We start from the raw sequence: 1,404 nt of genomic DNA on the forward strand, positions 1-1,404 counted from the left end.
TCCGCGCCCGCCGACCGGCAGGGAAGGGACGACAGCGCCCAGGTGTCCGGCGCCGGTCCTATCGCCGAGCCGATCGCCGTCGTCGGCATCGGGCTGCGGCTCCCCGGCGCGGTCGACTCGCCGGACCGCTTCTGGCGGCTGCTGTGCGACGAGGTCGACACCGTACGCGAGGTGCCGCCGGAGCGCTGGCGGCTGGACGACGATGCCGTCCGGCGGGCGGGTGCGGATCCGGCCGCATGTCGCTGGGGAGCGCTGCTGGAGCGGGTGGAGGAGTTCGACGCCGGGTTCTTCGGCATCTCGCCCCGCGAGGCCGCCGCCATGGATCCGCAGCAGCGGCTTCTGCTGGAGGTCGCCTGGGAGGCCATCGACCGGGCGGCCGTGCCGCTGGATCGGCTGCGGGCCGGCCGGACCGGGGTCTTCGCCGGGATCGCCAACTACGACTACGGCCGCATGCAGGACGCCGGGGGCGCAGGGATCGGGGCGTACGCCAACTCCGGCAGCGCGTTGAGCATCGCCGCGAACCGGCTCTCGTACGCCTTCGACCTGCACGGCCCGAGCCTGGCGGTGGACACCGCCTGCTCGTCGTCGCTGGTGGCCGTGCACCTGGCCGTGCAGAGCCTGCGCTCCGGTGAGAGCGACGCCGCCCTCGTGGGCGGGGTGAGCCTCGCGCTGTCCCCGGTCGTCGGGCTCAACTACGGCCTCCTCGGCGGGATCTCGCCGAGCGGGCGGTGCCGGGCCTTCGACGCCGACGCCGACGGCATCGTACGGGGCGAGGGCGCGGTAGTCGTCCTGCTGGAACGGCTCTCCGACGCCGTACGGTACGGCGACCCCGTCATCGCGGTGGTGCGAGGCAGCGCGATCAACCAGGACGGGCGCACGAACGGCCTGACCGCACCCAGTGCCGCCGCACAGGCCGACGTCGTACGCCGCGCCTGGCAGACGGCGGGCGTCACGTCCGCCGATGTCGCCCTGGTGGAGACGCACGGCCCCGGCACCCCGCTGGGCGATCCGATCGAGGTCGCCGCGCTCGCCGAGGTGTTCGGGGACGACGGCATCCGCTGCGCGCTCGGATCGGTGAAGACCAACATGGGGCACCTGGAGGCGGCCGCCGGGCTCGTCGGCCTGGTCAAGGCGGCCCTGTGCGTGCAACGCGGCAGGATCCCCGCCAACCTGCACTTCCGCCGGCCCAACCCGCTGATCCCCTTCGACGGGTCGCCGTTCTTCGTGCCCACCGAGGTGACGGACTGGCCCTCCGCCGCCCGCCGGAGGGTCGCGGGCGTGAGCAGCTTCGGCTTCGGCGGCACGAACGCGCACGTCGTGGTGGAGAACGCCGCGCCGCCGCCCGATCCCGCCGAGCCGGCTCTGATGGCCGCCGGCAGGCCGCACGTACTGATGGGATCGTCC

1 protein-coding gene is annotated in these 1,404 nt (G+C 74.4%); it reads left to right on the plus strand.

Annotation, left to right across the window (positions count from 1 at the left end):
- Positions 1 to 1,404: polyketide synthase (locus tag AB0J09_RS64735; RefSeq protein ID WP_360714425.1), on the plus strand; the 1,404-nt coding region annotated here is incomplete at both ends.

The organism is Nonomuraea sp. NPDC049784 (assembly GCF_040659615.1).
GTDB lineage: Bacteria > Actinomycetota > Actinomycetes > Streptosporangiales > Streptosporangiaceae > Nonomuraea.